The sequence below is a fragment of the Xanthomonas sp. SI genome (genome assembly GCF_014236855.1).
Classification (GTDB): domain Bacteria; phylum Pseudomonadota; class Gammaproteobacteria; order Xanthomonadales; family Xanthomonadaceae; genus Xanthomonas_A.
Genome location: NZ_CP051261.1, coordinates 1,585,356 through 1,611,910 on the forward strand (window position 1 = coordinate 1,585,356; position 26,555 = coordinate 1,611,910).

20 protein-coding genes are annotated in these 26,555 nt (G+C 68.9%); 13 read left to right on the top strand and 7 right to left on the bottom strand.

Features of this window, described 5'->3' with window-relative positions; genetic code table 11:
• Positions 1-546: 546 nt before the first annotated feature.
• Genes HEP75_RS06640 through HEP75_RS06650 form a run of 3 tightly spaced genes read left to right on the top strand, consistent with a single transcriptional unit; the run spans position 547 to position 5,078 of the window.
• Positions 547-1,839 (top strand): hypothetical protein, encoded by a 1,293-nt coding sequence (locus HEP75_RS06640; protein ID WP_255424021.1) that lies wholly within the window; start codon positions 547-549, stop codon positions 1,837-1,839.
• A 36-nt stretch (positions 1,840-1,875) separates the two neighbouring features.
• Complete coding sequence (locus HEP75_RS06645; RefSeq protein ID WP_185825883.1) at positions 1,876-3,927, top strand: LodA/GoxA family CTQ-dependent oxidase; 2,052 nt, start codon at positions 1,876-1,878, stop codon at positions 3,925-3,927.
• 8 nt (positions 3,928-3,935) lie between these two features.
• Positions 3,936-5,078 carry an FAD-dependent monooxygenase gene (locus HEP75_RS06650; protein ID WP_255424022.1) on the top strand — a complete coding sequence of 381 codons (1,143 nt, stop codon included), beginning with the start codon at positions 3,936-3,938 and terminating at the stop codon, positions 5,076-5,078.
• A 7-nt stretch (positions 5,079-5,085) separates the two neighbouring features.
• On the opposite strand, the gene HEP75_RS06655 is transcribed toward HEP75_RS06650, so the two are convergent.
• The 4 genes from HEP75_RS06655 to HEP75_RS06670 all read right to left on the bottom strand — a co-directional run bounded on the left by HEP75_RS06655 (position 5,086) and on the right by HEP75_RS06670 (position 9,697).
• Positions 5,086-6,006: a DUF72 domain-containing protein gene (locus HEP75_RS06655; protein ID WP_185825884.1), complete on the bottom strand. Its 921-nt coding sequence runs from the start codon at positions 6,004-6,006 to the stop codon at positions 5,086-5,088.
• Between the two features lie 101 nt (positions 6,007-6,107).
• The gene (locus HEP75_RS06660; RefSeq protein ID WP_185825885.1) at positions 6,108-7,352 is read right to left on the bottom strand and encodes a hypothetical protein; all 1,245 of its coding nucleotides are present in this window, start codon (positions 7,350-7,352) and stop codon (positions 6,108-6,110) included.
• On the bottom strand, positions 7,334-7,873 hold the full coding sequence (locus tag HEP75_RS06665) for a DNA-3-methyladenine glycosylase I (RefSeq protein ID WP_185825886.1): 540 nt from the start codon (positions 7,871-7,873) through the stop codon (positions 7,334-7,336). Before HEP75_RS06665 ends, HEP75_RS06660 begins: the two co-directional genes overlap by 19 nt.
• A gap of 15 nt (positions 7,874-7,888) precedes the next feature.
• Positions 7,889-9,697: a DUF4153 domain-containing protein gene (locus HEP75_RS06670; protein ID WP_185825887.1), complete on the bottom strand. Its 1,809-nt coding sequence runs from the start codon at positions 9,695-9,697 to the stop codon at positions 7,889-7,891.
• A gap of 106 nt (positions 9,698-9,803) precedes the next feature.
• On the opposite strand from HEP75_RS06670, the gene HEP75_RS06675 reads away from it, so the two are divergent.
• From HEP75_RS06675 to HEP75_RS06715, 9 genes are all read left to right on the top strand, one after another.
• Entirely contained in the window at positions 9,804-10,370 is a 567-nt protein-coding gene (locus HEP75_RS06675) for a YqgE/AlgH family protein (protein ID WP_145701939.1), read from the top strand.
• Entirely contained in the window at positions 10,363-10,860 is a 498-nt protein-coding gene (gene ruvX / locus HEP75_RS06680) for a Holliday junction resolvase RuvX (protein WP_185815714.1), read from the top strand. The genes HEP75_RS06675 and ruvX overlap by 8 nt, the downstream gene beginning before the upstream one ends.
• A 19-nt stretch (positions 10,861-10,879) precedes the next feature.
• Positions 10,880-11,827 (top strand): aspartate carbamoyltransferase catalytic subunit, encoded by a 948-nt coding sequence (locus tag HEP75_RS06685; protein WP_185825888.1) that lies wholly within the window; start codon positions 10,880-10,882, stop codon positions 11,825-11,827.
• Between the two features lie 273 nt (positions 11,828-12,100).
• The gene (locus HEP75_RS06690; protein ID WP_185825889.1) at positions 12,101-14,104 is read left to right on the top strand and encodes a M1 family metallopeptidase; all 2,004 of its coding nucleotides are present in this window, start codon (positions 12,101-12,103) and stop codon (positions 14,102-14,104) included.
• Positions 14,105-14,308: 204 nt separating this feature from the next.
• Complete coding sequence (locus HEP75_RS06695) at positions 14,309-15,139, top strand: hypothetical protein (protein WP_185825890.1); 831 nt, start codon at positions 14,309-14,311, stop codon at positions 15,137-15,139.
• A 462-nt stretch (positions 15,140-15,601) separates the two neighbouring features.
• Positions 15,602-16,666 (top strand): polysaccharide lyase family 1 protein, encoded by a 1,065-nt coding sequence (locus HEP75_RS06700; RefSeq protein ID WP_185815718.1) that lies wholly within the window; start codon positions 15,602-15,604, stop codon positions 16,664-16,666.
• A 515-nt stretch (positions 16,667-17,181) separates the two neighbouring features.
• Positions 17,182-19,422: a methyl-accepting chemotaxis protein gene (locus HEP75_RS06705; protein ID WP_185825891.1), complete on the top strand. Its 2,241-nt coding sequence runs from the start codon at positions 17,182-17,184 to the stop codon at positions 19,420-19,422.
• A 261-nt stretch (positions 19,423-19,683) separates the two neighbouring features.
• Positions 19,684-20,157 (top strand): hypothetical protein, encoded by a 474-nt coding sequence (locus HEP75_RS06710; protein ID WP_255424023.1) that lies wholly within the window; start codon positions 19,684-19,686, stop codon positions 20,155-20,157.
• Between the two features lie 2 nt (positions 20,158-20,159).
• Positions 20,160-21,035: a hypothetical protein gene (locus HEP75_RS06715; protein WP_185825892.1), complete on the top strand. Its 876-nt coding sequence runs from the start codon at positions 20,160-20,162 to the stop codon at positions 21,033-21,035.
• Positions 21,036-21,256: 221 nt separating this feature from the next.
• On the opposite strand, the gene HEP75_RS06720 is transcribed toward HEP75_RS06715, so the two are convergent.
• Positions 21,257-21,739: a hypothetical protein gene (locus HEP75_RS06720; protein WP_185815720.1), complete on the bottom strand. Its 483-nt coding sequence runs from the start codon at positions 21,737-21,739 to the stop codon at positions 21,257-21,259.
• Between the two features lie 697 nt (positions 21,740-22,436).
• On the opposite strand from HEP75_RS06720, the gene HEP75_RS06725 reads away from it, so the two are divergent.
• Complete coding sequence (locus HEP75_RS06725; protein ID WP_185825893.1) at positions 22,437-23,831, top strand: amino acid permease; 1,395 nt, start codon at positions 22,437-22,439, stop codon at positions 23,829-23,831.
• Between the two features lie 156 nt (positions 23,832-23,987).
• On the opposite strand, the gene HEP75_RS06730 is transcribed toward HEP75_RS06725, so the two are convergent.
• Positions 23,988-25,256, bottom strand: a complete 1,269-nt coding sequence (locus HEP75_RS06730) for an arsenic transporter (RefSeq protein WP_185822621.1) — start codon at positions 25,254-25,256, stop codon at positions 23,988-23,990.
• 432 nt (positions 25,257-25,688) lie between these two features.
• Positions 25,689-26,138, bottom strand: a complete 450-nt coding sequence (locus HEP75_RS06735) for a hypothetical protein (RefSeq protein ID WP_185822622.1) — start codon at positions 26,136-26,138, stop codon at positions 25,689-25,691.
• Between the last annotated feature and the right edge of the window lie 417 nt (positions 26,139-26,555).

Consider the following 26,555-nt stretch of genomic DNA (forward strand, 5'->3'; position numbering starts at 1 on the left):
GCGCTTCGCAACGATGCTCCGATTCCCTGCATGCCGCAGCTGTTTCGCAAAAAGCGCGCGTCAGACGCATTCCATCGATACGCACTGCATGCCGCACGAACACGCCCCGATCCAGCGACTGCCGCCATGCGGCCGTGGATGCAACTGTCTACGGGATATCCCGTGTGTCTACGAAATGGCCTTGTGGGCACGCGCGACGGCGGCGCATGCTGGCTGCGCAGGCGAGGGAAATACGCGCAATGACATGACGCGATTCACGGGAGTCATCGTGCCTGCGATGGGGAAACCGATCTAGATATTTAAGCGCTTGCCGGTTCGGCATCGCGAGCTGCCGCATGGCCGCGCGCCGTCATGGAAGTGGCGTTTTCAGCTGTCTTTCGAGCACCGAAGGAGAATGCGATGAAGCGTGCGATAGGGTTCGCGGCGGTTGCCTGCATCCTGGTCATGGCGTGTTCGGCCGTGAACCATTCTCCCACCGGTCCAGACCAGGGGCCTGCGCCTGTGGCGCGTCCGTCGGCGACGGCGACGGCGACGGCGACCCGACCCATGCCGCCCGCATGCCTGCCACAAGCCGACTGGTTTCCGCACGCGAACACGCCGCCACCGGATTCGGCCGGATTCGCATCCAGCAGCAACTGCGAGTTCCATCAGTGGTCGTGGAACGCGTTCCTGTGGCTGACCCAGGATGTGGGCGGGCAGCCGCGTTTCCTGACCATGCCCACCGACGGCATCGGCGGTGTCGCCGACGGCGTGCTGGATCCGCTGATCGGCCGCTCGCAGCAGGCGCGCACCGTGGAGCTGATCGATCAGGCGGGGCCGGACGGTGTGCTGGTAGATCGCAAGGGACGCGCGATCTATTACTCGATCCACTCCAACGACGTCTTCGGCCAGTTCATCGCCAGCAACAACCTGGAAGATCCGCAGGCGCTGCGTGGATTCGATCCGCAAAAGGCCTTCCCGGTGGACAGCATGACCCTGAAGGCGGCGTGGAAGGTGGTGCAGCCGGGCGAGGACGTGTCGACGTTCTATACGCGCCAAGCGCAGATCGCGAAGCTGGCCATGCGCAAGGGCAAGATCGTCGCCACCGCCGACACCGAAACCCAGACCGTGGCGCTGGTCGGCTTCCACATCGGCGGCACGGTCAACGGCCATCCGGAAATGATCTGGGCCACCTTCGAACACCAGGCCAATGCGCCGGACCTGCCGCAGCCGATGGAGAAGATGCAGCCGAACGACATCGTCTCCGGCAAGGACTGGACGTTCTATCAGGCCGGCACGCCGTTCAAGCAGTGCAATCTCAACGCAGCCGGTTCCGGTGCGCTGACCTTGAATGCGCAGACGCAGACGCTGAGCCCGGTCACCCAGGTGTGCCGCATGGTGCCGTACGGCGGGGAGAAGCCGTGTCCGCCCGGGGCGACGGACTGCAATATCCCCAACATCATGTCGATGAACGCCTCGGCGCAGAGCCAGTTGAACGATGTGTGGAAGAACTACTTCGAGGTCGGCGCGATCTGGTTCAACCAGCTGGACGCGCTGCAGCCCAACTGCACCTTCCAGCCCGGCTCGTCCCTGGAGTGCGTGCCACCGGATAAATCGCCGCTGCTCACCGGCTCGATGCGCCTGTCCAATTCCACCATCGAGACCTTCACCCAGGTGCAGAGCACGCAGAACAACTGCTTCGCCTGCCACAACACCACCCAGGTGATTTCGCCCGATCCGCGCGCGCAGTCGTTGCCGGGGCTGAACGTCAACATCAGCCATGTGGTGATCAACGACTACTTCCAGGCGCAGCTGCCGCAGAAGGCGCCGCCGGCGCCGCGGCCGGCCGCGCAGCGCTGATGCGCGCCATTCCATTCGGATCAGGAGCAAATCATCATGTCCAGCAACGTGTTTCGAGTGCATCCGGCGATCGGCATCGGCCGCGTCGGCGATAGCCAGGAGTTCTATCTGGCGCCGGTGACCGCGGCCGGCGCGCGCGGCGCCGATGGTCTGATGGGCGGGTTGCCGGTGCAGCCCGGCACCGAGTCCACGCCGATCACCGCCGACCAGTTCCGCGATGCCGACGGCAACGTCAAGCGCCAGGCCGCGCGTTTCCACATCTACGCCTATCCCAGCGGCAGTTCCGGCACGTATCCCAACGGTGGCGGCACGCGCGTGGATGTGGGCAGCACGATCGACGGCAAGACGGTCAAGGACATCGTCTGGACCGTGCATCTGGCCAACAAGAAACTCAATAACTATTCGACGGTGAGCAAGGGCAATCTGTTCATCGGCATCGAGGCGTATCCGCCTTCGTCGCAGAGCCCGCTGCAGCTGCGCAATCCGGATTATGCGGGCACCAGCGATCCCCACGATCCGACCCGCCTGCGCCAGTTGGTCATCGATCCCGGCCCGCGTGCGATCAGCGCCGCCAGTGGGACCGGCAAGCTCGTCGACTTCGACAAGTCCACAGCGGCCAGCTACGCCGATGCGTCCGGCAGCATCCAGACGGTGGATTATCCGAAGAGCTTTCCTGACGATTTCCATCAGCTGCACCAACCGCTCGGTCCGATCGACTCGCTGGGCGAGCTGCACGTGGAGCAGGGCGGCGGGCTGATCGTCGCCGGCGGTTTCGCCAGGACGGTGGCGGTGGTGCAGAACGGACAATGGCCGCCGTTGAACGACGCGACCGAAAACGGCCTGTGGTTCGACGACGCCGCCGACGGCCCGGTCAACGCGGTGCTGCTGTTCGACGACGGCTCCAGCGCGAGCGTGCAGGGCGCCTGGTACGTCACTGGCGATCCCGGCTATGCGCCGCAGACTCGCAACGTGGTCTCGACCTGGGACGACGTCTACGACGTGTGGGTGCGCCAGCTCGGGCTGGTGCCCTCGCTCTACGCAGGCAACGGCTTCGTCGCCAGCTACCAGCCGTCCTTCAGCGACGACATCCAGCCGATCTTCCATGCGGCGATGTTGCAGCGCTGGAACACCAACCTGCCGTCCGCTGCGATCCGCGGCCACGACATGATCGGCGCGATCACGCCCAGCGACGATCCCACCGTCAAGATCCCCAACCTGAAGACGCTGATTCGCGACCCGGACTCGGCGGCCGACATCAAGACCGGCTCGCCGATGATGCCGCTGTCGCTCGGCGATGCGGCCAAGAGTTTTTTGACCGTCAGCCCGACCCAGTACTTCCTGCTCGGCCAGTGGCACAACAAGACCTACGCGCAAGGCGCCGGGCCGGCGCTGGGACCGGGCGAGACGCTGGATCGCATTACCCTGGAGAACTGCCTGGGCGGCCGCTACAGCCCGGGCATCGAGGTGTCGTTCCCGATCCGCGACGTCAACCTCTATGTGCAGGACTGGCAGGCACAGGATTGCGGGCCGTTCCGGGTGCGCCAGGCACCGCTGGACTACAGCAAGGCGACGCCCGGCGCACCGTTCCTGAGCTTCGGCTACGTGCCGCTGCAGACCCAGCCGGTGGAGCCAGGCGACATCTCCAAGTTCATGTCGGTGCCCTGGCACACCGACTACAACTCATGCGCCACCCATCTGCCCGATCCCAATCCGGACGTGAACAACACGTTGTTTTGGTCATGGCCGGCCGAACGGCCGTTTGCGGTGTATCCGGTCTCGCTGTGCACCTTCGATCAGGAGGACCTGACCTGGACCGTGGGCCAGCAGGTGTATTCGGTCCGCGGCATCGGCACCGACAGCGACTACCCAGCGCAAGTGGGGCGCTTCCAGCAGTACCACGATTTCGTCGACAACTGGGCCAAGGTCGGCTTCGTCATCAGTGGCGCGCATATTCCTGCCGCCGACGGCAAGCCCGCCTATCCCGCGAATATCTTCCTGGAAGTGCAGAGCCTGTTCGACATCGGCAGCGACTACGTGGCGCCGTGGCCGATGGCGGACATTCCCAAGTACACGCCGCCCAAGACCTGATCGCAGGCATGGCAGCACGCAGGCTGGCGAGCGGCTGCGCGGCGAGCGACCGCCACGCCGTGGCGATCGTCGGCGGCGGCGCCGCCGGCTGCGCCACCGCGCTCGCGCTGGCCGCGCATGGGATTGAGGATGCGGTGGTCATCGATCTCGGCCGCGCGCCCGGCTGGCGGCTGGGCGAGGCGATGCCGCCGACCAGCGGGGCGGTGCTGCAGCGCCTGGGCGTGTGGGACGCGTTCCTGGCGCAGGCGCCCTTGCCCTCGGCCGGCAGCTGCGCGAGCTGGGGCAAGCCCGAGCTGGGCTACAACGATTTCATCGTCGCCGGCCAAGGCAAGGGCTGGCATGTGGACCGCGGCGCCTTCGACGCGATGCTGGCCGCTGCGGTGCCCGCGCGTGGCGGCACGTCGCTGCGCGGCCTGCGCTTGTGCGGCATCGGCCGCTGTGAGGACGGCGGCTACCTGCTGGAACTGCGCGGCGAGGACGGACGCCGTCGCCAGTTGGCGGCCGGATTCCTGGTCGATGCCAGCGGCATCGCCGCGGCCGCGGTGCGGCGCCTGGGCGTGGCCCGCAACGAAGTCGATTGCCTGGGATTCGTCGCGGCCGTGGTCGCGCTGCAGCGCCCCGAGGCAATCCCGTCGCAGGCCTTGTTGGAGGCCTGCCACGACGGCTGGTGGTATGCGGCCAAGTTGCCGGGCAAGCGCATGGTGGTGGCGCTGGCGGTGGAGCCCGCGCGGCAACGCCATTACCGCGACGCCGCGGTGTGGTCGGCCACGGCCAGCGCCACGCAGCATGTCGCGCGCTGGTTGCAGCAGGGCGCAGCGACGCTGCCGGAGAACGGCGGTCTGCTGGCGGCATTGGCGCCGGCGGCGATCCTGAGCCGCGTGGTGGGTGAGCGCTGGCTGGCGGTGGGCGACGCGGCCAGCGCCTACGATCCGCTCGCCGCGCAGGGCATCGTCAAGGCCTTGCAGGACGGCGAGGCGGCGGGGCACGCGCTTGCGCAGCATCTGCACGGCGCGGGGCCGGCGGCGCTGGCGAGCTACCAGGATCGCGTATTCGCGCGCTTCACCGAGCACCTGCGCGTGCGCCGCTCGCTGTATGCGCGCGAACGGCGCTGGCCGCAGTCGCCGTTCTGGCAGGCGCGCCTGTCGCGGTGATGGTGTCTCAGTCGCGTTCTTCAGCCGTGTCCGTTGGCGACTCGCGATCCGGACACGGCGTCGGCACGCCCAGCCGTTGCGCCAGACGCCGCGCATCGAACGGCGCATGCACCTTCATGTCGTTGTCGAAGTAGCAATACACGTCGCGGCGCGCGCGCCGCGCGGCGGCCGGGCCTGCGCGTTGCGCCGCGGCAGGCTCGCCGCCGCGATGCCAGGCGTCGATCCGTTCGGCCCAGGCGTCCAGCGCCTTGTCGCTGTAGCCGCTGGCATACAGCTGCGCGTCGCCGTGCAGGCGCAGGTACAGGAAATCGGCGGTCACGTCCTCCAGGTACGGCCACTTGCCGGCGGTGTCTGCCTGCACCAGGGCGACGCGGTGCTTGCGCAGCAGCGCGATCGCCGCGGGCGTGGCGAAGCTGGGGTGGCGCACCTCCAGCGCATGGCGCAGGCGCCGGTTGCGGTCGATATGCAGCAGGCTGCGCTCGCGCATGCGCGCGGCGTCGCGCTTGCCGGCCAGCGCCAGCGCGGCCTCGCTGGTGCGCGGCAGCAGCGACAGGAAATCGTCCAGCAGCGCGTGGTCGAAGGCCAGCGACGGCGGCAGCTGCCACAGCAGCGGTCCCAGTTTTGGCCCCAGGCCGAGCAGGCCTGAGGCGAAGAAGTTGGCCAGCGGTTGCTCGCAATCGCGCAGCCGTTTCAGGTGGGTGACGAAACGCGGACCTTTGACCGCGAACACGAAGCCGGGCGGCGTTGCGTCGTGCCAGGCGGCATAGCTCTTCGGCGTCTGCAGCGAGTAGAACGAGCCGTTGAGTTCGACCGAGCGGAAACAGCGCGAGGCGTATTCGAGTTCCCGCCGCTGCACCAGGTCGGGCGGATAGAACACGCCGCGCCACCGCGGGTAGCGCCAGCCGGAGATGCCGATGCGCAGGCTCATGCGCCGACCATGCCGGCGGCGGCGTGCAAGCGCCGTGCATGCCATGGCAAGACCGCGTCGACCGTGCCGGCGCGCGGCGCAAGACGCTCAGCCGGCGGCGCTCATTGAGCCGGCGTAGCCGCGATCACCGCGACGCCGGCGCGCTCGCGCACGGACAGCAACGGCACGGCCACCGCCTGCTGGCCGGGCGCGGCGTACAGCCACAGCGCGCAGCAGGCGGCGTAGGAGGTCAGGTAGCTGCTGCGGAAGGCGACGATGCTGGCGCTGTAGCAGTCCGATCCGTGCCGCAGGCGCAGGTCGGCGACGTAGTCGAAGGTGTAGTGGCCGGCATCGCGCCATGGCCATTGCGCGCGTTCCTCGGGATCTTCGATCCCGGCCGGCAACGGGCAGCGCGCGTTCGGATCCGGACTGCGTTGCCGGCCCTGCGCATCGAAGCCGAGGCGCTGCAATTCCCGCTCCGCGACTGCGCGCAGTTGCGGGTGTTGCGCCAGCCAGCGCGCCGCGTCCTGGTCCTCGGGCGTGGCCTGCGCCGGATCTGGCGACGGCGCCAGCGTATGCCGGTAGCGGTAGCGCACCTGCAGCACGCGCGGGCTGCTGCGCTCGCCGGGCAGCGGCGACAGCGGGCGCGACAGGGTCAGCGTGTCCTGGAAATAGTCGCCGTCGCGATAGGCCGCATAGCTGCGGCCGTCGATGCGCAGCCAGTACAGGGACTGGTCGCTGCCGCGGCCGTTGATGCTGAACGCGGCCGTTGCCGGTTCCGCGTCGGCTGCTGGGTGGGGCGGAGCGAGGAAGCCGCGCGCGGCATCGCGGCGCAGCACCGCGATCTCGGTGAACAGGCCGGTGCCGCCGACATAGGCCGTGTCGAGCAGCTCGCGTTGCCCGTCTTCGTCCAGGTCGAGCAGGGTGTAGTGGTGGTTGCCGCTTTCGGAGACGTCGTCCTGCATGGTGCTCGCCGCACCCAGGTACGTGCGCAATGCCTGCCATTCGGCGGCGGTGACGCCGGCTGGTTGCATGGGCGGCGGCGCCGCGGCGCCGTCCGCACCCGCCGTGGCGATGTCGAAGCTCAGGCCGGTGCTGTCCGCGTGGCGCTGCAGCACCGTGTCGATCGGGGTGGGATCGGTGGTCGGTTCGGCCTCGATCTCGCGGCGCAGTTGTTCCAGCACCTGCGGCAGCGTCGTCGTCGCGGTATCGGCCGCACGCGCCTGCGCCGCGCTGAAGGGGGCCAGCGCAAGCAGCGTTGCCGCCGCCCACGGTGTCGGCCGTGTCCGTGGCGTCCACTGCGATGCGGCGTCTGCGACACACGCATGCGCATGCGCCGCAGAACGGTTCACGCGCTGCGCATCCATGCCGGATCCAGCCGCGCGACGCGCGCGAAGGCCGGACAGTCCTCGCGGTGCGCGCCGCGCAGATAGCCCAGGCTCATCAGGAACTCGCCGGTGATCTCGCCGCCGGTGAAGCGGAAGGTGCGCTTGAACAGCTTGATCCATTCGGCCTTGTCGCGCGGATGGTGCGCGTCCAGCCAGGCGGCGAAACCGCCATGCGAGGCGCGCAGGCCCTGGATCACCTGCGCGTTGTGGATCGCCGCGTGCACCTTGAGCCGGTTGCGGACGATGCCGGGGTCGGCGAGCAGGCGCAGCACGTCCGCCTCGCCGTAGCCGGCGACCGTGTCCACGTCGAATCCGGCGTAGGCGGCACGGAAGCCGGCGCGCTTCTTCAGCATCAGCTCCCAGCTCAGCCCGGCCTGGTTGATCTCCAGCACCAGCCGCTCGAACAGGTCGGATTCGGCGCGCTGCGGAACGCCGTATTCGTCGTCGTGGTAGGGGCCGTGCAGCGCGTGGCCGGGGGCGATGTCGCAATAGCTGGTCATGTCGGGCGGATTCCGTCAGTCGTCCTGGTCGTGTTCGGGGGAAACTTCGGCGCGCTGCGCATCGGGCAAGGTCAGGTCCGGCCAGCGCCGCGGCGCCAGTTCCAGCTTGCCGGCGCGCAATGCGTCGAACGCCGCGCCCGGGCGATTGACGTCGCTGGGCGAGAAATGCACGTGCGCCACGTCCTGCCAGCGGTCCTGGCGGTGCGCATGGATCCGGCATTCCATGCCGAAGTTGTCGCTGTCGTTGCACAGCAGCGCTTCGCTGCTGCCGTCGCCGTCGAGGTCGCGCACCAGCAGCACGCAGCGGTCCTCGCGCTGGCGGCAGCCGCCGTCTTGCAGAGTGCCGGCGAGCAGCGCCTGCCACCAGCCATCGCCGGGATCGGCGCTGCCGGCGGCGAGCGGGATGTGCTGGCGCAGTTCGGCCGGCGCGGCGATGCGCTCTTGCGTGCGCTTCCCGCCGCTGGCGTCGCCGTCGTCGTCGCCCCAGCGCTGCGTGCGTTGCAGGATGCGTTGCAGCCGTTCGTGCTGCGCCGGGTCCTCGGCGAAGCCCGGCGCGTCGCGCAGCGACTGCGCCGCCTGGTAGCCGCGGCGGCCGCTGTCGAAGCGCAGGTAGTACAGATCCACGTCCGCGGCCGCGGTGCGGCCGTCGGCGAAGCGCTGCAACTGGCTACCGACCACAATGCGGTACGGGTCCAGCAGCGGCGAACTGGTGACCAGCGCCAGCGCGATCACCACCCAGGACATGACCCGGTTGACCGGCGCCAGCGGCCGCAGCCAGCGCCCGTCCGGGCGCAGCACCGCCCACGCATAGCCGAACGCGTAGCCGCACGCGACCACCGCCACCAGCACGCCGTTGAAGCGCTCCGCGCTCCAGCCGTACTGGTCGATGCGCAGCCACAGCGCGTACAACGCCAGCAGCGCGTACAGCGACAGGCTCAGCAGGCCGGCGTCGATCAGCCGCTGCAGCCATTGCGGATAGGGCGCGGTGGCGGTGCCGTCCTGGTAGACCGCATTGACGAACACCACCAGGGCCGCCACCAGCGCGATCAGGATCTTCGCCGCGGCGCGGGTTTCCCACAGCGGCTGCAGCCCGGTGAACGGCAGGCTCAGCGCGAACAGCACCGCCACGAACGCCAGCAACGGCAGCAGCCCGGTGCAGATCGCGAACAGGATCTGCCGCATCACCTGCACCGCGCGCTGCTGGGTGCGGCCGATCAGCAGGCCCAGGCCGAACATGATGCCGGTGGCGAGGTAGGCGAACGCGCTCTGGCGGAACAGCTCGCGGAAGAACTCCAGCTTCACCAGCGCGAACAGCGCGCCCCACAGCCACAGCACCAGCCAGCAGATGCCGACGAACAGCCAGGCCAGGGCCAGGGTCAGCGCGTTCTGCCAGGCATGTTCGAACAATTCGCGGTACGGCGCCTGCCAGTGGCCATGCTGCAGCCGGCACTGCAGCCATGGCAGCAGCACGAACATGCCCAGCGCGATGGCCATGCCGAACGGCACCAGCACTTCTTCGCTGCGCAGCCCGGGCGCGCCGGTGGCGCTCCACGCGGCCCAGGCCGACAGCGCCGCCACCAGCAGCGCCACGGCGATCGCGTGCTGCCACAGGCGCAATTCGCCCAGGCGTCGCACCGACAGCAGGGTCAGCGTCGGCACGGTCAGCACCAGGGTGTACCAGCACACCCGGCCGCCCAGCGCCGCGAACGGCCACCACCCGGCATCGGCGCCACGCTGGGCCAGGTACAGCAGCGCGCCCTGCAGCAGCGCCACCAGGACGATGAAGGCGCGGGTCTGGCGCGGCAGATCGGGGGCGGTTTCCATGCGAGACAGCATCCTTGGCGGCGCGACGGTGCGCGATCGGGGCGATTATGGCAGTCCGCTCCGGCCCGGCGCAGCGCCGGCGCGGGAGGGACGATAGAATGGGGCCATGTCCGCTTTGCCTACCCCCCTGGCCAACCAACTGCTGATCGCGCTGCCGGCGCTGTCCGATCCCAATTTCGCGCGCGGCGTGGCCCTGATCTGCCAGCACGACGCCAACGGCGCGATGGGCGTGCTGGTCAACCGCGCCTCCGAATACACGCTGGGCGAAGTGCTGGCGCAGATGGGCATCGACACCATCGACGACGCGCTGCGCGAGCAGGTGGTGCTCAGCGGCGGTCCGGTGCATCCGGAACGCGGCTTCGTGATCCACGACGGCGAACGCGCCTGGGATTCGAGCCTGGCGTTCGGCGACGGCCTGTTCCTGACCACCTCGCGCGACGTGCTCGAAGCGATGGCGCGCGGCGACGGTCCGCGCAACGCGGTGGTCGCGCTGGGCTGCGCCGGCTGGGGCGCCGGCCAGCTCGAATACGAACTGGGCGAGAACAGCTGGCTGACCGCGCCGGCCGATGCCGAACTGCTGTTCGAGCTGCCGCTGGAGCGGCGCTGGCAGACCGCCGCCGGCCGCATCGGCGTGGACCTGTTCCGTCTCACCGACTACAGCGGGCATGCCTGAGCCGGGTGCGCCCGCTGCGGACAGCGCTGCTGCCGGCACGATTCGCCGCGACGGCACCGTGCTCGGTTTCGACGTCGGCAACCGCCGCATCGGCGTGGCCGTGGGCAGCAGCTTCGGTAGCGGCGCGCGCGCCCTGGCCGTGGTCGATGTGCACGCGCAGGGGCCGGACTGGCCGGCGCTGGACCGCCTGTACGCCGAATGGCGCCCGCACGGCCTGGTGGTCGGCGATCCGCTGACCCTGGAAGGCGCCGACCAACCCAATCGCAAGCGCGCGCATGCCTTCGCCCGCGAACTCGGCGCCCGTTATAAGGTGCCGGTGGTGCTGGTCGACGAGCGCTCCAGTTCGGTCGAGGCGGCCAAGCGCTTCGCCGTGGACCGCGCCGCCGGCCGCAAGCGCCGCCGCGACGCCGCCGCGCTGGATGCGGTCGCCGCCGCGGTGATCATCGAGCGCTGGCTGGCCGCGCCCGACGACGCCACTCCCATTTCCTGATCCCCTGCCCGGACCCGCCATGACTGACCCGCAACTCGATTCGAACGGGCGCCTGCGCCATCTGCTGACCCTGGAAGGTCTGCCGCGCGCGACCTTGCTGCAATTGCTGGACCGCGCCGGGCAGATCCGCGACGCGGCGGTGGGCCGGGTCGGTAAGCGCAACGTGCTGGCCGGCACCGCGGTGTGCACGCTGTTCTTCGAACCGTCCACGCGCACCCGCAGCTCGTTCCAACTGGCCGCGCAGCGGCTCGGCGCCGACGTGCTGAACTTCGACGCCTCGACCTCGTCCACGCGCAAGGGCGAGACCGCGCGCGATACGCTGAAGAACCTGGAAGCGATGGGCGTGCGCGGCTTCGTCGTGCGCCATCCCGAAGACGGCGCGGTCGAGCGTCTGGCCGAGGCGGCCGGCGAGGGCACCGCGCTGATCAACGCCGGCGACGGCCGCAGCGCGCATCCCACCCAGGGCCTGCTCGACATGCTGACCCTGCGTCACGCCAAGGGCGGCGATTTCTCCAAGCTCAAGCTGGTCATCGTCGGCGACGTCAAGCACTCGCGCGTGGCGCGTTCGGACCTGCACGCGCTGCGCACGCTCGGCGCCGGCGAAGTGCGCGTGTGCGGCCCGCAGGCGCTGCTGCCCGACGACGGCACCCTGGACGGCTGCGTGGTCGGCGACGACTTCGACGCCATGCTCGACGGCGTGGACGCGGTGATGATGCTGCGCCTGCAGCGCGAGCGCATGGAGGAAGGCCTGGTGTCCTCGCTGGAGGGCTACCACGCGCAGTACGGCCTCACCGCCGAGCGCCTGCGCCGCGCCGCGCCGGGCGCGGTGGTGCTGCATCCGGGCCCGATCAACCGCGGCGTGGAGATCACCGACGACGTCGCCGACGGCCCGCAGTCGTGCGTGCTGCGCCAGGTCGCCAACGGCGTGGCGGTGCGCATGGCGGTGCTGGAGACGTTGTTGGGGTGAGGCGTGGTGTGTGCGGTGGCCGTCACTCCGGCTCGGATGCCTTGCTTGCGCCGATGAGGTATCGCTCCGCTCGTCGCGGCTGAAGCCGCTCCTACAGTGAGCCCAGCCGGTTCCCTGCAGGTTCGTGTAGGAGCGGCTTCAGCCGCGACAAACGCAAGCGACGGACCACCCGCCTGCGCTGAATGTCCACACCGACGACCACGCCGACCGGCACATCCACACCACCCCGTTTCGGCCTACCATCGGGGGCGATCCTCCCCACGGACGCCCCACATGATCCATGCCCTGCGCCGCGCCGGCTTCGCCGCGGCTTGCGCTTCCCTCGTCGCCTTCGCCCAGGCCAGCGCCGCCGCGCCGGCCGCTGCCGCGCCCGCCGGCGGCTACGATCCGCTGGCCCTGTTCGCGCCGCTGCAACTGCCGCAGCCGGCCAACGCCTATCGCAGCGGCGGCGGCGTGCCCGGGCCGCTGTACTGGCAGAACCGCGCCGACTACGACCTGCACGCCAGCATCGATCCGGCCACCCGCTCGCTCAGCGGCCAGGAAACCATCACCTACAGCAACCGCAGCCCGGACACGCTGGACGTGCTGTGGCTGCAGCTGGACCAGAACATCTACCGCGCCGACGCGCGCGCTCGCGGCGTGCGCCCGGCGCGGGCGGAGCGCCCGCCGGCGCCGTCCAGCGACGGCTACCGCATCGCCAAGGTGGAAGTGGAGCAGGGCGGCAAGCGCGTGCCGGCCAACTTCCTGATCGACGACACGCGCATGCGCGTGGACCTGCCGCAACCGCTGGCCGGCGCCGGCAAGGCGCTGAAGCTGCATATCGACTACGCCTACACGGTGCCCGGCACCTGGGGCGGGCGCACCGCGGTCACCCCGACCGGCGACGGCGACATCTACGAGATCGCGCAGTGGTATCCGCGCATGGCGGTGTACGACGACCAACGCGGCTGGGACACGCAGCCCTACCTGGGCGCGGAGTTCTACCTGGAATACGGCGACTTCGACTACGCGGTGACGGTGCCCTGGAACTACCTGGTCGCCGGCTCCGGCGAGCTGGTGAACCCGGCGCAGGTGCTGACCGCCACGCAGCGCCAGCGCCTGGCCCAGGCCGCGGCCAGCGACCGCACCGTGGCGATCCGCAGCGCCGCCGAAATCGGCGACGCGGCCAGCCGGCCCACCGCCAGCGGCACCCAGACCTGGCGCTTCCACATGGCGCATACCCGCGACGTGGCCTTCGCCGCCTCGCCGGCGTTCGTCTGGGACGCCGCGCGCATCAATCTGCCCGACGGCAAGCATGCGCTGGCGATGTCGGTGTATCCGCGCGAAGGCGTCGGTGCCGACAAGTGGGACCGCTCCACCGAGTTCGTCAAGGCATCGATCGAGCATTTCTCGCAGTGGTATCCGTACCCGTGGCCGGCGGCGGTGAACCTCGGCGGCCACGGCGCCGGCATGGAGTATCCGGGCATCGTCTTCGACGACATGCACGACGGCGGCAAGGACCTGTTCTGGATCACCGCGCACGAACTGGGCCACGGCTGGTTCCCGATGATCGTCGGCTCCAACGAGCGCCGCTACGCGTTCATGGACGAGGGCTTCAACACCTTCATCGACGTCTACGCCTCCGATGCGATCAACCATGGTGAATTCGCGCCCAAGCGCGACAGCGAGTACGCGCCCAAGGGCGGCAACCCGGTCGACGAGATCCTGCCGCTGCTGGCCGATGCGCAGGCGCCGAACCTGCTCGACCGCGCCGACGCCACCAGCGAGACCTACCGGCATTCGCTGACCTACTTCAAGGGCGCGCTGGGCCTGGTGCTGCTGCGCGAACAGATCCTCGGCCCGGCGCGCTTCGACCCGGCGTTCCGCAAGTACATCGCCACCTGGGCGTACAAGCATCCCACGCCGTCGGATTTCTTCCGGCTGATGGAAAGCGAATCCGGCGAGGACCTGTCGTGGTGGTGGCGCGGCTGGTATCTCAACAACTGGCAGCTGGACATGGGCGTGCGCGCGGCCAGCTATGTCGAACACGATCCGGCCAAGGGCCTGCTGGTGACCTTGCAGAGCCGGCAGAAGCTGGTGATGCCGGCGACGCTGCGCATCGACTTCGCCGACGGCAGCCACCTCGACCAGCGCGTGCCGGTGGAGACCTGGATCCAGCAGACCCAGCCGCAGGTCCGCGTGCCGAGCACGCAGAAGGTGCTGCACGTGACCCTGGATCCCGAGCACAAACTGCCCGACGCCGATCGCGCCGACAACCAGATCGACGCGGTGAGCTGAGTTCGCGGGCTGCGCGGCGCGTGGCGGCTGCGCGCCGCTTGCGCGATATCGCCGGCGCGGCGATAGTGCCGCGCCGCACGCGCCCGCGTGCATTCGCACGCAGGGAGAAGGATCGTGCCAACCCGTATCGGCGCCGCCGTCGCGATCGCTGCATGTAGTGCCGTAGCGCCGAGCAGAATGGCGCACGTTGCGCTGGCCATGCGCATGCGCCGGATCCACGCGACGACGGCGCCGCCACGCGCACGCCTGTTGCAGCGATGGCACGGCGCCGCGTCGCGTCTGGCCGCGCTGCTGTGCCTGCTGGCGGCCGCGCCGCTGGCCAGCGCCTGGCATCCGCAATACCCGCCCTGGGCCGGCACGCCGCCGAGCGCGGCATGCAAGGTCCAGGCGTTGGAGCCGGCCGATGGCGGCAAGATGCGCTGGGACGGGATCACGACCTATCGCCATGCCGGTCTCCGCCTGCAGCTCGACTTCACCGACATGCCGATGTTGCAACTGTTCGATGCGCAGGATCGCGCCCTGGTCGCGCCGGTCGCCTTGGGCGGCTCGCCGATGGGATTCCACGGCGTGGAAACGGCGGATCTCAACCACGACCGGCGGCCGGATTTCATCGTCACCCTCGGCAGCGGCGGGGTCGGCCTGGCCGGCGGCAACGCCTGGCGCCGGGTGCTGCTGTCCGACGGCGAGGGCTACCGCTTGATCGACGTGGAGACCCACGAACCCAGTGCCGACGATTACCGGACGCTGCCGCAGCGTGCCGGCTGCGGACTGCTGCAACTGGTGCCGGTCTGGGCCGATGCATCGTTGACCCGCGACCGCAAGCCGCACCTGTTCTGGGTCTATCGCCTGTTGCGTTTCGACCACGGGCGCGTCGCATACGCCGACGCGCGCCTGCCTGGCTTGCCCAAGTGGATCCTCTATACCGCGCGGCCGCACAACAGCCGCGCCACCGCGCTGCTCGGGTCCGCACAGAAGCGCGTGTCGTGGGCGGCGCGCGAGCACGGCAGGATCACGCCGGCACCGGTCGGCCCGTAGCGTTTCCGATCGTCCGCACGATCGTTGGCGCCGGCGCTCGGCCGGTGTCGCCTGCGCCGATGCATGCTGCACGCGCAACATCGGCTGCATGTGCGGCAGATGCGCCAATGACGCGCGAATGTCTCCGCCGCGAAGCGAGCGCGTTTGGCGGGCGGCGCCGAGCGTCGTGCCGATGACGCTGCATCGCGGTTCTTCGTCGTCTTCGGCACGCCTGCAACGTCGCGCGCGAGTGCGTTGCGGGCGCCTGTCTTCGCCTGTCGTTGTCTGTCTCCCTCTGTCCGTTCGTGTCTGTTCCGCATGTCTTGCGGCGCGATCGTAGGTGCGGATCTAGCTTCCCGCTTTGGCCGATTGCGCCGGCCCCTGCGCCAGGCGAAGACTGCGCCCGGCCCCCACGCCCCGTGCCATCGCCCATCGCGTCCGCGAGGGCGTCAGGCATCTATCGCTGCAAGATGGGAGAGTCTGATGAACATCCAGCCGCTCAAGGGCGCGCTCGCGCTTGCCCTGGTTTTCTGCGTATCGCCGGCCGTCGCCGGCCCGGTCGGCTACGGCGCCGCCACCACCGGCGGCGGCAACGCGATCCCGATCAACGTCGCCACGATGGAGGCGATGCAGGCCGCGATCAATAATTATTCCGGCAGCGGCGGCCTGGTGCTGAACTACACCGGCCAGTTCAACTTCGCCAGCATCGGCAACGTCTGCGCGCAGTGGCAGTTGCCGGCCAAGACCGTGCAGATCAAGAACAAGAGCAACATCACCATCAAGGGCGCCAACGGTTCCTCGGCGAACTTCGGCCTGTGGGTGGGCGGCAATGCGCACAACATCATCATCCGCAACATGACCATCGGCCTGCTGCCCGGCGGCGAGGACGCCGACTCGATCTCGCTGGAAGGCAATTCCAGCGGCGAGCCGTCCAATATCTGGATCGACCACAACACCGTGTTCGCCTCGCTGACCAAGTGCTCCGGCGCCGGCGACGCCTCCTTCGACGGTGGCATCGACATGAAGAAGGGTGCCCACCACGTCACCGTGTCGTACAACTACGTGCACGACTACCAGAAGGTCGCGCTCAACGGCTACAGCGACAACGACACCAAGAACGCCGCCGCACGCACCACCTATCACCACAACCGCTTCGAGAACGTGGAGTCGCGGCTGCCGCTGCAACGCCGCGGGCTGAGCCACATCTACAACAACTACTTCAACAATGTGCTCACCTCCGGCATCAACGTGCGCATGGGCGGGATCGCGCTGATCGAGGCCAACTACTTCGAGAACGCGAAGAACCCGGTGACCTCGCGCGACAGCAGCGAGATCGGCTACTGGGACCTGATCAACAACTACGTCGGCGGCGGCATCACCTGGAGCGTGCCGGACAGCACCAGCAAGCCCTACGCCAACGCCACGACCTGGATCTCGTCGACGACGTTCCCGCAGCCGATCGGCTACGTCTATACCGCGATTCCGGCGGCGCAGGTCAAGGCCAAGGTCATCGCCACGGCCGGCGCGGGCACCAACCTGGCCGAGTAGGCCATCCGACTGCCGTGCGTCCGCCCCGGCGTGGTCCGGAGCGGACGCCGGCCGTCCATCCGCGTGCGCACCGGGCATGCGACGCAAGCGGCGTGTGCACCGATCCGCACCGCGTCGGCCGCTGGGCCTGAGCTAGATCCCGAAGGGCATGCGGGTCGCAACGACCCGCCACTGCGTACCGCGACCCCTCGCCGGGCGCCGGCCAGGCGCATTTTTCACGCGGATTTCATCGATCCGGTCGCGTCGCGGCCGCTGCGGCGGCCTGCCTACACACGCCGCTCACCTGTATGAGGGCGTTCAATAAAATATGCACAATTGCGCATCAAGAATCCGCGGGGGCCGCCGTTACTTGGCCCAAGCACCGACGCTTGCGTTGCGTAAAACTGTCTCGAAATTGAAATATCAGGCTTGGCGCTCGCGCTGCGCCGAGGCTTTTCCGCCTTTCGATTTCGTGCCCGGTTCCGCACCTGTCAGGCATGGCGCTTTTCCATTCCATTCCCCCAGTAGGTACCTCCATGATCGGATTCCTCCAGCGCTACAACGTCGGTACGCGACTCTCCGCGGCCTTCGGCGTACTCATCCTGCTTTCCTGCGCGCTCGTCGTCGCCGGGTTGATGACCCTGGCGCAGGCGCGCGAACGCATGGACAGCATCGTCAAGCGCAACATGACCTTCCTCGAATACACCAGCGCGATGCGCGAGGCCAGTTCGGTCATCGCGGTCAATCTGCGCAATATCGTCCTGCCGACCACGCAAGAAGAGAACATCCAGTTCGCCCAGCGCATCGACGAGCAGCGGCAGAAATACAGCGAGGTCCACGACAAGCTCTACGCGGTTCCGGTGACCGATGCCACCGGCGCGGAGATGCGCAGGCAGATCGATCTCGGTTACGAACGCTCGCGCGCCGCCAACCAGCAAGTGCTGGATCTGGGCATGAACGACAAGTCCGACGAGGCGCTGCAGGTGCTGATGAAGCAGGCCGCGCCGGCCACCCAGCAGTGGCAGGACGCGATCAACGCGTATTCGGAGCGCCAGCGCCAGCGCGGCGCGAAGGCTTTTGACGACGCCAATGCGGCAATGGACCATGGCCGCGCCATGCTGATCGGCGGTGGCGTCGCGGTGGTGCTGGTCAGCGTGCTGCTGGCCTGGCTGATCACTCGCAGCCTCACCGTGCCGCTGAGCCGCGCCACGCGCGCCGCCGAGGCGATCGCGCGCGGCGATCTGGACAACGACGTGCAGACCCTGGCCAACGACGAGACCGGGCGCCTGCTGGGCGCGATGCATGGCATGCAGCAGCAACTGCGCAGCCTGATCGCCGCGCAGCTGGACATGGCCAAGCGCCACGACGCCGGCCAGATCAGTTTCCGCATGGACGCCTCGGCGTTCCCGGGCGACTACGGGCGCATGGCGGCGGAAACCAATGCCGTGGTCGGCTCGCATATCGAGGTCAAGCTGAAGCTGGCGCAGATCATGGGCCGCTACGCGATCGGCGACCTCAGCCAGGACATGGACCGTCTGCCCGGCGAAAAGGCGGTGCTGACCCAGACCATGGACGAGGTGAAGGCCAACCTGTCGGCGATGAACGGCCAGATCAAGCAGCTGGCGCAGTCCGCCGCCGACGGCGACTTCAGCGCCCGCGGCGATGCGGGCAGTTTCCAGTTCGACTTCCGGGTCATGGTCGAGAGCCTCAATCAGTTGATGACCACTGCCGACGGCAACCTGCAGTCCCTGTCGGCCTTGCTGCAATCCATCGCCGCCGGCGACCTGACCGCGCGCATGCACGGCGAGTTCCGCGGCGTGTTCGCACAGATGCGCGACGACGCCAACGCCACCGCCGAGCAGCTGTCCGAAATCGTCAGCCGGATCAAGCATTCGGCGGTGTCGATCAATGCCGCGGCCAGCGAGATCGCGACCGGCAACGACGACCTGTCGCGCCGCACCGAACAGCAGGCGGCCAGCCTGGAGGAAACCGCCGCCTCGATGGAGGAATTGACCTCCACCGTGAAGCAGAACGCAGATCACGCGCGCCAGGCCAACCAGCTCGCGGCCGGTGCCGCGACGGTGGCGTCGGAAGGCGGTGAGGTGGTCGGCCAGGTGGTCAGCACGATGAGCGGGATCGAGGCGTCCTCGAAGAAGATCGCCGACATCATCTCGGTCATCGACGGCATCGCCTTCCAGACCAACATCCTGGCGCTCAACGCCGCGGTGGAAGCGGCGCGCGCCGGCGAACAGGGCCGCGGCTTCGCCGTGGTCGCCTCGGAAGTGCGCACCCTGGCGCAGCGTTCGGCGAGCGCGGCCAAGGAGATCAAGGAACTGATCGACGACTCGGTGAGCCGTGTCGCCGAAGGCTCGGCGCTGGTCGGCCAGGCCGGCAAGACCATGCAGGAGATCGTGTCCTCGGTGCAGCGCGTCACCGACATCATGAGCGAGATCTCCGCGGCCTCGCAGGAACAGTACGCCGGCATCGAGCAGGTCAACCAGACCGTGACCCAGATGGACGAGAGCACGCAGCAGAATGCGGCCCTGGTGGAAGAGGCCAGCGCCGCGGCGCGGTCGATGGAGCAGCAGGCGACCGAACTGGCGCAGGCGGTGGCCTTGTTCAAACTGGAAGAGAACGCCGCGCCGCTGCGCCAGCCGGTCCTGGCGATGGCGCCGAAGCCGAGGAGCTACGCCCGTCCGGCGCCGGCGCCGACCGCAGCGCGTCGCCTGCAGTCCGCCGCCGCGGTGGCCACCGACAAGGATTGGCAGGAGTTCTGATCGGCGCCTGCGCTGTTCGCCGCGCTCCAGCCGGAGGGCGGCTTGCTGTCGCGACACATGCATCGCGTATCGCGCACGAAGTACGGGCCAGTTGCCGCAGCATCCAGCAACCGATGCCGCGCCGCTGCCCGCAACGCTATCTCGGTTGCTCGACGCGCCTCGCGCCATTGGGTTCGCTGTCTTTATTGTGGCGGCGTGATGTTGAGCCGTGTGCCGGTATGCCCCAGAATGCGGCATCGACGGCGGAAGGAGCCACGTCCCATGTTCGACGCCACCACCGCGGCGCTGCCCGCGCCGTACCATGCCGTTGGCGCTGCCTGCGCGCCTATGCGGGTACCGGTACTCCCTCGTCTCGCCTTGCTGATTTTCTCTCTCGTCTCGACTGCAGGATGCACGATGGCCGATTCTTCGCTTTCCAAAGAACAATTCGCGCGGCAGGTCGATGCGCTGCTGGGTGACCGCGATGCGGTGGAGGTGCCGGCTTCGGCACTTACCGCTTTTCCGTGGCAGCGACTTTGTTTCGAGCGCGACGACGCGCTGTTGCTGAAATTCACCGTGGATGGCCACGAACGCGTGCTGGCGCTGCCCTACGAGGAGTTCTTCGTCGACGAGGGCCATGTGAAAGATTCGCTGGAGGATGCATGCCTGGGTCCGGGCGACAGGATCCTGGTCAAGAAGAAATACCCCGGATACGCCGGTCCCGTGGAATTCCAAAAGAGCGGCCAGGGAGGCTAGCCATGGTGGACATCACCGACCCGAAAGGCGCCAAGCGGGAGATCGAGCAGGAGGCTTATCGGTACTACGAGCAAATGAGCGGCACGCCGCTGGCCAGGCGGCCCGACGGCAGCTTCGCCGCACAGGGGCACAACGACCAACTCGATGCGTTCCGCCATGCCTACACCAGCGGCCGCGTCACTCAGATCGCCGGCGGCATGCAATGGGTCGCCCGCCATTTCGGCAACGACGCGGAGATCGGCGCGGCGCATCCCAACGATCCGTACGAACATCGTATGGACCTGTGGAATAACGAGGCCGGCCGCCGCCTCGGCGATGCCGCCGTCGATACGCCGGACCTGGCGCGGCGCACTTACGCGGCGCTGCGTAATGGCGAACTGGTAACCGGCCTGTCCGATCCGCGCCTGCGGCAGCTTTATCCCGACGATCCGCGCCTGCAACTGGCGCAGGGAGACCCACAACGCGAGCTGGTCACCGGCAGCGATGTGGACCATATCAATCGCGATGTCTCGCGGTTGCAGGACCAGGCCCAGGATCGCTTCCCGCCCGGCCATCCCGATCGCGCCTATTTCGATGCCTTGCGCGCGCAACTGCCGTTGCAGGTCTCCGACACCAAGGTTGCGCAGGCGCTGCTGGCGGCCAAGGCCGAAGGCATCGAGCGTGTCGACCAGCTCAGTGGGGCGACGCTGCACAACGAGCAGATCTTCGTCAGCGGCAAGACCCCCGGCTTCCGTGCCCAGATCGACGCCAACGCGCCAGCGCCGGACATGCGCGAGACCGTGTACCAGACCGATCAGCACAATCTGGTCCGCGCCTACGACGAGCAGAACCGCGCCCAGGCACAGTCCACGCAGCAGGCCTCGCCCGCTGGGCCGTAGCGCGGCGTGGGCGCCATGTGGCGCGGTTCGGCCATGACGTCTTACCGGTGCGACGGAGCGTGCAGCGGCTTGCGCGACGATGGGCTGGTGTGGCCGTGGCATCGCCTTCAGGGAGGGAATGCCACGGCGGCGCACGGCCTCTTTGCGTTCGGGCGCTTGCTCCCGCAACAAAAACGCCGCGGCCGTCGCCGGCCGCGGCGCTGTGGTGCAGGTGAAGCCGATTACTGCGGCGCGCTCGGTGCCTTGGTGCGCGGGAGCACGTACGAGGTGATGTACTCGCCGTTGGAGCCGTAGACCACGACGATCATCTGGGTGGCGTCCTGGTACACCACGGTGGCGCTGCACGGGCAGCTCGCGGCGGCGGTGACCATGCCGAGCGGGCGGTCCTTCTCGTCGTTGACGACGATCAGCTGCTCTTCGGCGGCCAAGCCGATCGGCAGGCGCGATTGGGCGCCCGGGGTGAGCGCGAGCACGGTGATCACCTCGTCCTTCGACGAGTTGACCTGGGCGAAGGTCAGCCCGGACTTCTCGAACGTGTAGACCTTGAACAGCGGCGACAGGCTGACGTTCTTCTTGCCGGCCGGGACGCGTTCGCCCAGGCCTTGGATCGTATCGTTGGCTTCCAGCTTCTGCCCGGTGGCATGGGTCTGCGCCGCGGTGAATGCGACGGCCAGAACGGCCAGGGTCAACAGGGGTTTGATCATGGTGTCTCTCCTTGTCTTGATGCAGCGGACCGTTGCGCTTGGGCCGGGCGGCAGCCGTGGTCCTTTCCGGCCGAACCGCTCGGTGCAGGCCATCTCCTGGCCTGCCATCACACGTGTGGACGGAACCGTACCTGGCGACCGGCGTAGCGCCTTTGGGCGGCGCTACGTTGGTCGCCGGGCCACGCTTCCGACGCGACGCTTTGTTCAGTATTTCTGACGTTAGTATCGCTGTCAATATCTAAAATCAACGAGATGCGATGTAATTGGCGAAATATCAATGTTTTGTATCTCTGAACTTTGCGTATCGCCTATCTGTCGGGCAGGAGTTCTGTATCCCCGAACTTTGCGGTGTCGTCTGACGGCCGTGCATGCCGCGCCCCGTTTGCGCGTGCGCAGGCTGGTCGAGAAGGGACCTGGGAAGCGAAGGGCAGGGCGGCGGGCACGCGTCCGGTGGCCAGCGACGCTGCGGCCGCTGGACGCACCAGCGCGTCGCGGTGGCGCGGGGCGGCCGCCGCTCGCCAGTGAGGACGCTGCGCCGCACGCTCGGTGCCGCTGAGCGGAGGCCGCGCTCGTCCAGCGCCGGCCGCGGGTCTGAAGTCCTTCTGCGAGCCGCTCAGGATCGGTTGACGCGCGGCGGCGAGCACGGCGCTATCGCGACGCGGTATCGTGTCGGGATTCCTGCCAATCGACGAACCCGATGCCGCATCCGTCCATGCCTCCCGGTCCCGCCGCCCCGTTCGCCGCGCCTGTATTGCGCCATGCGTTGAAGCCGCGGCAACTGATCATGATGGGGCTGGGCAGCGCGATCGGCGCCGGCCTGTTCCTGGGTTCGGGCGTGGGCGTGCACGCGGCCGGGCCGGCGGTGCTGATCTCCTATCTGGTCGCCGGCGCGCTGGTGATCATCGTGATGAACGCGCTGGGCGAGATGGCCGCGGCCAAGCCGGCCAGCGGCGCGTTCTCGGTGTATGCCGCCGATGCGATGGGCGCCACCGCAGGCGCGACGGTGGGCTGGTTGTGGTGGCTGCAACTGGTGATCGTGATCGCCGCCGAGGCGGTGGGCGCGGCCGGCCTGTTGGCGACGGTGTGGCCGGCGTTGCCGGTGCCGCTGGTCGCGGTGGTGTTCATGGCCGCCTTCACCGCGATCAACCTGCTCGGCGTGCGCAATTTCGGCGAGTTCGAATTCTGGTTCGCGATCCTCAAGGTGGTGGCGATCGTCGGCTTCATCCTGGTCGGCGTGGCGCTGCTGGCCGGCTGGCTGCCGAACGTGCCCGCGCCGGGCTGGTCCAACGTCACCGGCAACGGCGGTTTCGCGCCCAAGGGGCTGGCCGGCATCGGTGCGGCGCTGCTGGTGGTGGTGTTCGCCTTCGGCGGCACCGAGATCGTGGCGGTGGCCGCGGCCGAGACCGCCGACCCGGAGCGCAGCATCGCGCGCGCGATCCGCACCGTGGCCTGGCGCATTCTGGTGTTCTACATCGGCTCGCTGAGCGTGATCATCGCGGTGGTGCCGTGGCAGAGCGAGGCGCTGAGTTCGCCGTTCGCCGCGGTGCTGCAAGCGGCCAAGATTCCCGGCGCGGCCACCGGCATCACCCTGATCGCGGTGATCGCGCTGCTGTCGGCGCTCAACGCCAATCTGTACGGCGCCTCGCGGATGATCTTTTCGCTGGCGCAGCGCGGCGAGGCGCCGCGCGCGCTGGCCTTCACCAACGGCCAGCAGGTGCCGCTGCTGGCGGTGCTGGCCAGCGTGCTGTTCGGTTTCGTCGCCGCGGTGCTGGAATTGCTGTATCCGAATCGCGTGCTGCCGACGCTACTGAACATCGTTGGCGCGACCTGCCTGCTGGTGTGGACGATCTCGCTGCTGTCGCAGCTGATCCTGCGTGCGCGCGCCGATCGCGCCGGCACGCGGCTGCCGTTCCGGATGCGCGGCTATCCGGTGCTGACCGTGCTGGCGCTGGCGATCCTGGCGCTGATCTTCGGCCTGCTGGTGGCCTCGCCCGACACCCGCGCGCAATTCCTGTCGATGGCCGCGCTGACCGCCGCGATCGCGCTGATCAGCGGCGTGGCGCGACGCCTGCGCGCGCAGCGGGCAGGGTAGGGCACCGCGCTTCTGTAGGAGCGGCTTCAGCCGCGACCTGATGCCAGGTACTGCGATGAAGACTGAAGAGAGCGTTGCGTTTTTTGCGAGGAACGGAAAGCGCGGTGCTCACGTTCGTCGCGGCTGAAGCCGCTCCTACACAAAAGCGGTAGCGGCTCAGCCCAGCAGCAAGCGAGCGCCCAGCGCGCACAGCAGCGCCGGCGGCATCACCAGCGCGCCGACTTTCAGGAAGCGCCAGAAGCCCACGTCCTCGCCTTCGCGGCGGATCGCGGTCAGCCACAGGATGGTGGCCAGCGAGCCGGTGATCGACAGGTTCGGGCCCAGGTCCACGCCGATCAGCAGCGCGTCGACCACCAGTTGCGGCGGATGCGCCTGGGCGATGGTGGTGCTGGCGATCAATCCGGCCGGCAGGTTGTTCATCAGATTGGAGGCGAACGCCAGCAGCGTGCCGGCCGCGCCGGCGGTGGCCACCGGCGACTGCGCCGCGGAGGCGGACAGCGTCTGCGCGAGCCAGGCGATGACCCCGGTGCGCGACAAGGCCTCGACCAGCACGAACAGCCCGGCCACCAGCGGCAGCACCGCCCACGACACCGCCTTGGCCAACGGCAGCGGCGACTGTCGTCCGCCCAGGCACACCGCCGCCAGCGTGGCCACGCCGGCCAGGCAGGTGGGCAGGCCCAGCTCCAGGCCCAGCGCGGAGACACCAACCAGCAGCGCCGCGGTGGCGAGGATGCCGGCCAGCGCGAAGGCGCCGCCGCGGCTCAGCGGCACCGTGTCCACACGTTCGGCGCAGCGTCCGCGCAAGTCCTTGCGCTCGGCCCAGTACAGCATGCCGAAAGTGACCCCGATCGCCAGCAGCGACGGCAGCGCGAAGGCGGCCATCCACGCGCCCAGCGTCGGCATGGTGCCGCCGTACAGCACCAGGTTGGCGGGATTGGAGATCGGCAGCACGAAGCTGGCGGCGTTGGCGATCAGCGCGCAGGCGAACAGCAGCGGCAGCGGCTTGGCCCCGGCCTTGCGCGCGGCCGCGTACACCGCCGGGGTCAGCACCACCGCGGTGGCGTCGTTGGACAGGAACGCGGTGACCACGATGCCGACCCCGAACACCAGCGCGAACAGGCGCCGCGGCGAGCCCTTGGCCAGGTTTACCGCATGCATCGCCACCCAGTCGAACAGGCCTTCGGCGCGCGCGGTCTCCGACAGCAGCATCATCCCGATCAGGAACAGGTAGACGTCGTAGCCCTTCAATACCGCGTGCCAGGCTTCGACGCCGGGCATCAGGCCCAGGACCATCAACAGCAGCGCGCCGCCCACTGCCCACAGCGCCTCGGGCAGTTTGAACGGCCGCGTGATCACCCCGGCCGTGGCCAGCGCGCAGATGCTCCAGGTGGCGAGGTTCGCCGTGTGTCCGCTGAGCATGCTCATGCCGCCGTCGTGGCGGGTGCGGCCGGGCAGGGCGCATGCGCGCGGCCGTCGGCGAGGGCGGTGGCGCGGACTGCGGCGGATGCATGGGGAAGGACGGACATGGCGGCAGTCGGCGCGCGGATCGGCGAGAAAGAACGGCCGGCAAGGATAGCAAGCCGGTCGCCACCGGCCTTGCGTTCAAACCACTTCGCGGAGCGTGCGCGCGCTTGCGTTCAGCGGCGAGGCGGCAGCGAAGCGCGAACGCAGGCAAGCGGGCGGCAGCGCCATGGCTGCGCCGCGTCTATGCGTTGCACGCGGCGACCGCTCATGCACGTTCCTACCGGTCTTGGAAAGCAGGCGCAAGCGCTGCGGATGCGCTGCGAGCACGCATTGCAGGCAGCGAGCGACCAGGCCACGCTTCTGCCGATTCCCGATTCCCGATTCCCGATTCCCCTACCGTACGTGCCTATCGATCCAACGCTGCAGGAACTCGCTCAGGCTCAGCTTGGTCGGCGGCGCCAGACCGGCGCTGCGCGCGAAGCCGGCCGCGGCCTGGGCGAAGTCCTGTTTCGCACGCCGCGTCGCCTGTTGCGCCGCGGCCTGCTGCTGGCGCAGCTGCACGAGGTGCAGCGACGGCCGCCCGGGCGGCGCGAACTTCTGGTCACGGCGCAGCGCATCGGCGGACAGGGTGGTGGCGTGCGCGGCGTGCGACAGCGCCTGCCTGGCCTTCAGCACCTGCAGCAGCCATTGCCCGGTCTCGCTGAGCTGCCAGGGCGCGGCCGGATCGGAGGTGGCGATCAGCAACGGCGGGATCGCGGCATCGGCGAGGCCGGCGGCGCTCGCGTCCAGGCGCTGTAGCCGTTCGAGGAAGTCGGCCTGTGCGAAGGCGGTGTCGGTTGCCATGGGCGGCCCGGGAAGAAACGAGCGCGGACTGTACGCGGTTTTCGCGCGTGGGTGGATGCTGCGCCGCTGAGGGGTGCGCAGTGCGCATGCCGGCCGGGCGCGCAGTATCGTCACGCACATTCGCGGCAGGCGAGTACGCCGCGGCGGGGTTCAGGCGCCTTTGGCGCTGTCGGCTGGTTGCGGCGGCTGGCCTGCCTTGTTCTGGCTCGGTGCCGGCAGCTTCGGGCGCATTTCCGGTGTGGATGCTGTCGCTTGTCGGACGGGTTCGGTCGCGGCTGAAGCCGCTCCTACATGGGTCTTGCGGGCAGCCTTCTGGGTGCACTGTAGGAGGGGTTTCAACCCCGACAGACAGCCGGCAGTTCTGCGAATGCCTGACTTCGCTTGTCGCGGCTGAAGCCGCTCCTACAGCGGCGTAGG

What these genes read in the sequence shown, in the direction of transcription:
- HEP75_RS06640 (WP_255424021.1), top strand. Translation starts at nt 547, where the DNA reads ATGCCGCCCGCATGCCTGCCACAAGCCGACTGGTTTCCGCACGCGAAC.
- HEP75_RS06645 (WP_185825883.1), top strand. Translation starts at nt 1,876, where the DNA reads ATGTCCAGCAACGTGTTTCGAGTGCATCCGGCGATCGGCATCGGCCGC.
- HEP75_RS06650 (WP_255424022.1), top strand. Translation starts at nt 3,936, where the DNA reads ATGGCAGCACGCAGGCTGGCGAGCGGCTGCGCGGCGAGCGACCGCCAC.
- HEP75_RS06655 (WP_185825884.1), bottom strand. Translation starts at nt 6,006, where the DNA reads ATGAGCCTGCGCATCGGCATCTCCGGCTGGCGCTACCCGCGGTGGCGC.
- HEP75_RS06660 (WP_185825885.1), bottom strand. Translation starts at nt 7,352, where the DNA reads ATGGATGCGCAGCGCGTGAACCGTTCTGCGGCGCATGCGCATGCGTGT.
- HEP75_RS06665 (WP_185825886.1), bottom strand. Translation starts at nt 7,873, where the DNA reads ATGACCAGCTATTGCGACATCGCCCCCGGCCACGCGCTGCACGGCCCC.
- HEP75_RS06670 (WP_185825887.1), bottom strand. Translation starts at nt 9,697, where the DNA reads ATGGAAACCGCCCCCGATCTGCCGCGCCAGACCCGCGCCTTCATCGTC.
- HEP75_RS06675 (WP_145701939.1), top strand. Translation starts at nt 9,804, where the DNA reads ATGTCCGCTTTGCCTACCCCCCTGGCCAACCAACTGCTGATCGCGCTG.
- ruvX (WP_185815714.1), top strand. Translation starts at nt 10,363, where the DNA reads ATGCCTGAGCCGGGTGCGCCCGCTGCGGACAGCGCTGCTGCCGGCACG.
- HEP75_RS06685 (WP_185825888.1), top strand. Translation starts at nt 10,880, where the DNA reads ATGACTGACCCGCAACTCGATTCGAACGGGCGCCTGCGCCATCTGCTG.
- HEP75_RS06690 (WP_185825889.1), top strand. Translation starts at nt 12,101, where the DNA reads ATGATCCATGCCCTGCGCCGCGCCGGCTTCGCCGCGGCTTGCGCTTCC.
- HEP75_RS06695 (WP_185825890.1), top strand. Translation starts at nt 14,309, where the DNA reads ATGCGCCGGATCCACGCGACGACGGCGCCGCCACGCGCACGCCTGTTG.
- HEP75_RS06700 (WP_185815718.1), top strand. Translation starts at nt 15,602, where the DNA reads ATGAACATCCAGCCGCTCAAGGGCGCGCTCGCGCTTGCCCTGGTTTTC.
- HEP75_RS06705 (WP_185825891.1), top strand. Translation starts at nt 17,182, where the DNA reads ATGATCGGATTCCTCCAGCGCTACAACGTCGGTACGCGACTCTCCGCG.
- HEP75_RS06710 (WP_255424023.1), top strand. Translation starts at nt 19,684, where the DNA reads ATGTTCGACGCCACCACCGCGGCGCTGCCCGCGCCGTACCATGCCGTT.
- HEP75_RS06715 (WP_185825892.1), top strand. Translation starts at nt 20,160, where the DNA reads ATGGTGGACATCACCGACCCGAAAGGCGCCAAGCGGGAGATCGAGCAG.
- HEP75_RS06720 (WP_185815720.1), bottom strand. Translation starts at nt 21,739, where the DNA reads ATGATCAAACCCCTGTTGACCCTGGCCGTTCTGGCCGTCGCATTCACC.
- HEP75_RS06725 (WP_185825893.1), top strand. Translation starts at nt 22,437, where the DNA reads ATGCCGCATCCGTCCATGCCTCCCGGTCCCGCCGCCCCGTTCGCCGCG.
- HEP75_RS06730 (WP_185822621.1), bottom strand. Translation starts at nt 25,256, where the DNA reads ATGAGCATGCTCAGCGGACACACGGCGAACCTCGCCACCTGGAGCATC.
- HEP75_RS06735 (WP_185822622.1), bottom strand. Translation starts at nt 26,138, where the DNA reads ATGGCAACCGACACCGCCTTCGCACAGGCCGACTTCCTCGAACGGCTA.